The following is a 4,273-nucleotide window of genomic DNA, read 5'->3' as shown; positions in this document are numbered from 1 at the left end:
CGCGTGCGCCGCTACCTGTCGCGCTTCATGGTCGTCGTCGTGGTCGCGCTGTCGATCGAGGGGCTGGTCGGCACGTTCAAGGCCTTGCACGAGGAACCGGAACTGCTGCCGCACGCGGCGTCGGTGCTCGTCGCGGCGGGGCTGCTGATGGCCGGCTGGGGCGTGTTCATCCGCATGAACAAATCGGCGGAAATGCTCGAGCCGGAGGCGATGGAAGCGGCCAAGAGCGAGGATGCGAAGGTGGACGAGTAGGGCTACGTGCCGCGCAGGATCGCGAGGTTCGCCGTCATCCGCGCGTGCAGCGTCGCGCGCCAGTCGTCCGTGAGCCACGCGGCGGCCAGCGGAAACGCCGCCTCGATGCGCGCCAGCAGCGCGTCGAGATACGCCGCGCAGGCGTCGCGCCCCGTGAAACCGAAGCGGACGGCGTCGCCGAGGACGGCGTCCCGCGCGATGTCGAAGCGCCCCCTGGACAGTTGCATGACCAGGCGACGCGGCGTTTCTGCCGGATTCGGCACGACGTCGAACGCCGGCGCGAGGCGCCAGCCCTTGCGGCCTTGCCCATGGACGATCGCGTGGTTGCGCACATGGTCGTCGTCGTTGCCGCAGACGGCGTTGAAGACCATGCGGCCGAACAGTTCGATACCATCCTCCGGCGGTGCGCCGACCCGGCGCAGTTCTTCGGCCAGGCGCGGGTAACTCCAGCGGTCGGTGTGGGCCGGATTGTCCGGATATTCCGCCTGCAGCAGGGACGCCGCGCTGACGCACATGAAGCGCCGGCCGCCGTCGCGATCGAAGCGGCGCACGCGCAGGACGCTGCGGCCTCCCGGCCCTGGATGCAGGACGGTTTCCGCCACATCCAGCCCGCTCGCCGCGCCCCATTCGAGGGCGAAGTGTTCGAGGCGTGGGATGTCGGCCGGGTCCATGAGCATCCGCGGCTTGACCAGCCAGAAGGCGCCGGCGTCATCGCGTACGGTCGTCTTCGGACGCGCGCCGCCGACGCTGGCCGTCTGCACCAGCCGCCGCCGGATGGCGGGCCGGACCGGTGGCCGGTGTTCCGCCAGCGCGGCCAGTTCCTCGACCAGCTGGTCGAGCAGGGGCAAGGGAGGACTGTTCAGCGCCGCGCCGGAAAACCGGGGTGTCGACCCGACGGCGAGCGCGCCCCAGCGATCGATATTGCCGGCCTTGATCAGGTATTGCAACGGCGGGGCGTCGGCGGGCAGGTTGTATTCGCGCCGCAACAAGGCCTGGCCCCAGGCATCCGGACACGCGTCGCGCAGGACGTCGTGCAATCCCCGGTAATGCCGGGTCCTGTACTGGGTGCCGGGTACGAACGGCAGGTTCACGGGATCGATCGCCCACGCAAGTCCGCTGTCGACATACGACGGCGCATACATGAACGTGCCTTCGCCGGGCGCGCTGGCCACGTAGCGGCCCACGGTGACCCATGCGCCGTCGTCCGGGCGCTGCAGGTACACGTACAACGGCTTAGAAATAATCGGCATCGGATGTGGCCCCTTGCTCCTGTCGCGTCGGCCGGACCCGCTTGCCCGGGGCCTTGCGCCAGAGTTCGGGTTTCAAGGCTGGCGTGGCTTCATCCGCCATGCCCAGGGTCAGCAGCGCATTCAGGTAGGCCCCGGCACCGACGCCGGGATCACCCCGTTCCAGGCGCCGCAGCGTGGCTTCCGAAATGCCCAGCCGGCGGCACAGGTCGGCCGCCGTGATGCGCTGCTGCATACGCTGCACATTGACGCAGCGGCCCCATTCGACCAGGCGCTCCTGCACGAGCGTCGGCCACATGTCGGCATTTGAAAGTTTTTTGGGCATGTTTCGAGGCTATCAAAGAACGCGTCTTACAGCAAGTAAGCGATTATCTATAAAGGCTTTTTCTACGAAATGGTTTCATAGATAGCGTTTTATGGACTATAAACCGTTATCTATGAATGCCATGAGCAACGTTCGCAGACCCGTATGCAATCTGAACAGTGCGATTCCTTTTAATGGTGAAATTGTGAGAGCTTTTCGTTCACTTTGATCGATATACTGCCCGGTAATATTTCTTACCTTTCTTTTATGTTTGATGGGCAAATCATCCTTCCCGACCATGCCGATTTCGCGTGCCTGCTGAACCAGGTACTCGCCTGGTGGCCGGAGGAATTGACGGGAGATGCCGGCGACGACGCCGAGGCGCGGCAATCGTCGGTGGCCCGGCTGTACGAAACGAGCATTGCGCCGCGGGCGATCCAGTCGGCCAGCATGCTGCTGTTGCAGCTCGACTGGATCCTGTTCGGGATCGTGATGGATTTATCGCGCAAGGTGTCGCGGGTGCGCGTCCGCGACATCCGGCCGCAACTCATCAAGGATAGATTCCACGCGCTGCTGGCCCACAGCGCATTGCCGCAACTGCTAGGCGAAAAACAGTGGGATGGATCGTTCGAGCGCGATGAACTCGTCAATTATTTGCGGGTCGAGGACATGGCGACAGTGTGAACGCGCACCACGCAGACCGGGCATGCAAAATCGATGATGGCATCAGGGCGCGGCGGACCCGAGAATCGGGTTTTCCTCATTCTCGAGAATGCTCATGTCCGCAGTATCGATGGTTGCGCTCGCGTGTATCGCCCTGAATTTCGTACGCGCGGGCTGTGCTCACTTTCTCCGTTTCCGCGAAATGTGCAGTATGCTGGCCGTCCGCGGCTGGCCCGCGCCCCGGGCGATGCTTGCCGCCGGGTCGGCCGTGCAGATCGTGGCCGGCCTGGGGTTGCTCTGGCAGCCGTCGCGCCACGCCAGCGCGATTGCATTGCTCGCATTTACGACTTGCGCCAGCGTAACCCTGCTCGACTTCTGGCGCCTGTCGGGCCGGGAGCGCTTTGGCGCCGCGAACGGTTTTTTCAGCAACGTGGCGGTCTGCGGAGGCTTGCTGCTGGCGTCGATTTTCTGAGGATGGCACACATGACGATCGGTCCCGGCTGGGATGACCTGCGCGTCCTGCTCGCGGTTGCGCGGCATGGTTCGCTCAACGGTGCTGCGCGCGTCCTCGGCCTGACCCAGCCGACCGTGAGCCGCCGCGTGGCCGCCATCGAAGGGCGTCTCGCCATCCAGCTGTTCGACCGCGACATGTACGGCATGGTGCCGACCGCCGCCTGTGCCGGACTGCTCGCTGGCCTGGAGCGCATGGATGCCGAAGCACAAGGTGTACTGCGTAAGCTGGCGGCGACCGGGGACGGCCTTGAAGGCGCGCTGACGATTACCAGCATCGACTGGCTCGGCGCCGCCTTCGTGGCGCCCCTGCTGGCACGCTTCGGCGCGCAGCACCCCGGGTTGACGCTGCGGCTCATCAACGAAAAGCGCAATTTCAATCTGGCGGCCCGCGAGGCGGACCTGAGCGTTGCGTTCCGCCGGATCGAACAGGACAACCTCATCCAGCGTCGCCTCGCCACCGTTCCCTACAGCCTGTTCGCCGCTCCCGGCTACATCGAACGCCACGGTCTGCCGGACCCGGCGCAGCAGGGGCGCGGCCACCGCCTGGTGTTGATCGAACCGCAGGAGGACGTATTCCTGCACGACGCATGGATCCGCGCGGTGCTGCCCGATGCGCACGTCATACTGCGCGCCGGCGACATGCATACGGTCGTGGCCGCGACGTTGGCCGGGGAGGCGATCGGACACGTGCCCCGTCCGCTGGGCGAATCGTTCGCGCAGTTGCACCGCCTCGTTGTTCCGGCGTCCGATCCGGCACTCGACCTGCGCCTCGGCTTCCACGCCGACATGCGCGAGAACGTCCGCTTGCGCGCGCTCGTCGATTTCCTGGCGGCGGAATTGCCGACCCGGCTGGAGTGCACGGCGTCCTGACGCGCCCGCCCTGTACGCCCGTGGCCAGGGCATGCAAAATCGATGATGGCGGAGGCGCCGGCGCCGCTTCGATAATGCCCGTGTCAACAGGAGGAACCCATGACCGACACGACATCATCGACGTCCGCGCCGCGCGGGCGCCACCTCGCCGCGCTCGCCTTGCTGGCCTTTGCCCACCTCATCATCTCGCTCGACTATACGATCGTCTTCGTGGCGCTGCCGTCGATCCGCACGGCCCTCGGCTTCACGCCGCAGACGTTGCAATGGGTGGTCAGCGCGTACATCGTTCCGTATGGCGGGCTGTTGCTGCTCGGCGGCCGCGCGTGCGACCTGTTCGGCCGGCGCAGGATGCTCGTCGCCGGCTTCGCGTTGTTCGGACTCGCGTCGCTCGCGGGCGGCCTCGCGGCGGGCCCCGGGCTGTTGC

At 66.0% G+C, this 4,273-nt stretch carries 6 protein-coding genes and 1 pseudogene; 5 read left to right on the top strand and 2 right to left on the bottom strand.

The genetic code is table 11. The features are described from left to right. Positions 1-252: pseudogene (locus ACEN88_RS25595) on the top strand (hypothetical protein); the annotation flags it as partial. A 2-nt stretch (positions 253-254) separates the two neighbouring features. On the opposite strand, the gene ACEN88_RS25590 reads toward ACEN88_RS25595, so the two are convergent. Together ACEN88_RS25590 and ACEN88_RS25585 are read right to left on the bottom strand one after the other, a co-directional pair. Next, on the bottom strand, positions 255-1,502 hold the full coding sequence (locus ACEN88_RS25590) for a type II toxin-antitoxin system HipA family toxin (RefSeq protein ID WP_413344190.1): 1,248 nt from the start codon (positions 1,500-1,502) through the stop codon (positions 255-257). Next, the gene (locus tag ACEN88_RS25585; RefSeq protein WP_413344188.1) at positions 1,486-1,824 is read right to left on the bottom strand and encodes a helix-turn-helix domain-containing protein; all 339 of its coding nucleotides are present in this window, start codon (positions 1,822-1,824) and stop codon (positions 1,486-1,488) included. Before ACEN88_RS25585 ends, ACEN88_RS25590 begins: the two co-directional genes overlap by 17 nt. A gap of 204 nt (positions 1,825-2,028) precedes the next feature. Here ACEN88_RS25585 and ACEN88_RS25580 point away from each other — a divergent pair, with 204 nt between their 5' ends. The 4 genes from ACEN88_RS25580 to ACEN88_RS25565 all read left to right on the top strand — a co-directional run. Further along, a complete protein-coding gene (locus ACEN88_RS25580; RefSeq protein WP_413344186.1) occupies positions 2,029-2,487 on the top strand; it encodes a hypothetical protein in 459 nt (152 codons plus the stop codon). 94 nt (positions 2,488-2,581) lie between these two features. Then, complete coding sequence (locus tag ACEN88_RS25575) at positions 2,582-2,938, top strand: hypothetical protein (protein ID WP_413344184.1); 357 nt, start codon at positions 2,582-2,584, stop codon at positions 2,936-2,938. Positions 2,939-2,949: 11 nt separating this feature from the next. Beyond that, positions 2,950-3,849 (top strand): LysR family transcriptional regulator, encoded by a 900-nt coding sequence (locus ACEN88_RS25570; protein ID WP_413344182.1) that lies wholly within the window; start codon positions 2,950-2,952, stop codon positions 3,847-3,849. A gap of 99 nt (positions 3,850-3,948) precedes the next feature. Further along, positions 3,949-4,273, top strand: a 325-nt coding sequence (locus tag ACEN88_RS25565) for an MFS transporter (protein ID WP_413344180.1), incomplete at its 3' end; no start/stop codon positions are given.

Source organism: Massilia sp. CT11-108, from assembly GCF_047302915.1.
Classification (GTDB): domain Bacteria; phylum Pseudomonadota; class Gammaproteobacteria; order Burkholderiales; family Burkholderiaceae_D; genus Telluria; species Telluria orientalis.
This window is presented reverse-complemented; position numbering and strand designations above follow the sequence as displayed.

What these genes read in the sequence shown, in the direction of transcription:
- ACEN88_RS25590 (WP_413344190.1), bottom strand. Translation starts at nt 1,502, where the DNA reads ATGCCGATTATTTCTAAGCCGTTGTACGTGTACCTGCAGCGCCCGGAC.
- ACEN88_RS25585 (WP_413344188.1), bottom strand. Translation starts at nt 1,824, where the DNA reads ATGCCCAAAAAACTTTCAAATGCCGACATGTGGCCGACGCTCGTGCAG.
- ACEN88_RS25575 (WP_413344184.1), top strand. Translation starts at nt 2,582, where the DNA reads ATGTCCGCAGTATCGATGGTTGCGCTCGCGTGTATCGCCCTGAATTTC.
- ACEN88_RS25570 (WP_413344182.1), top strand. Translation starts at nt 2,950, where the DNA reads ATGACGATCGGTCCCGGCTGGGATGACCTGCGCGTCCTGCTCGCGGTT.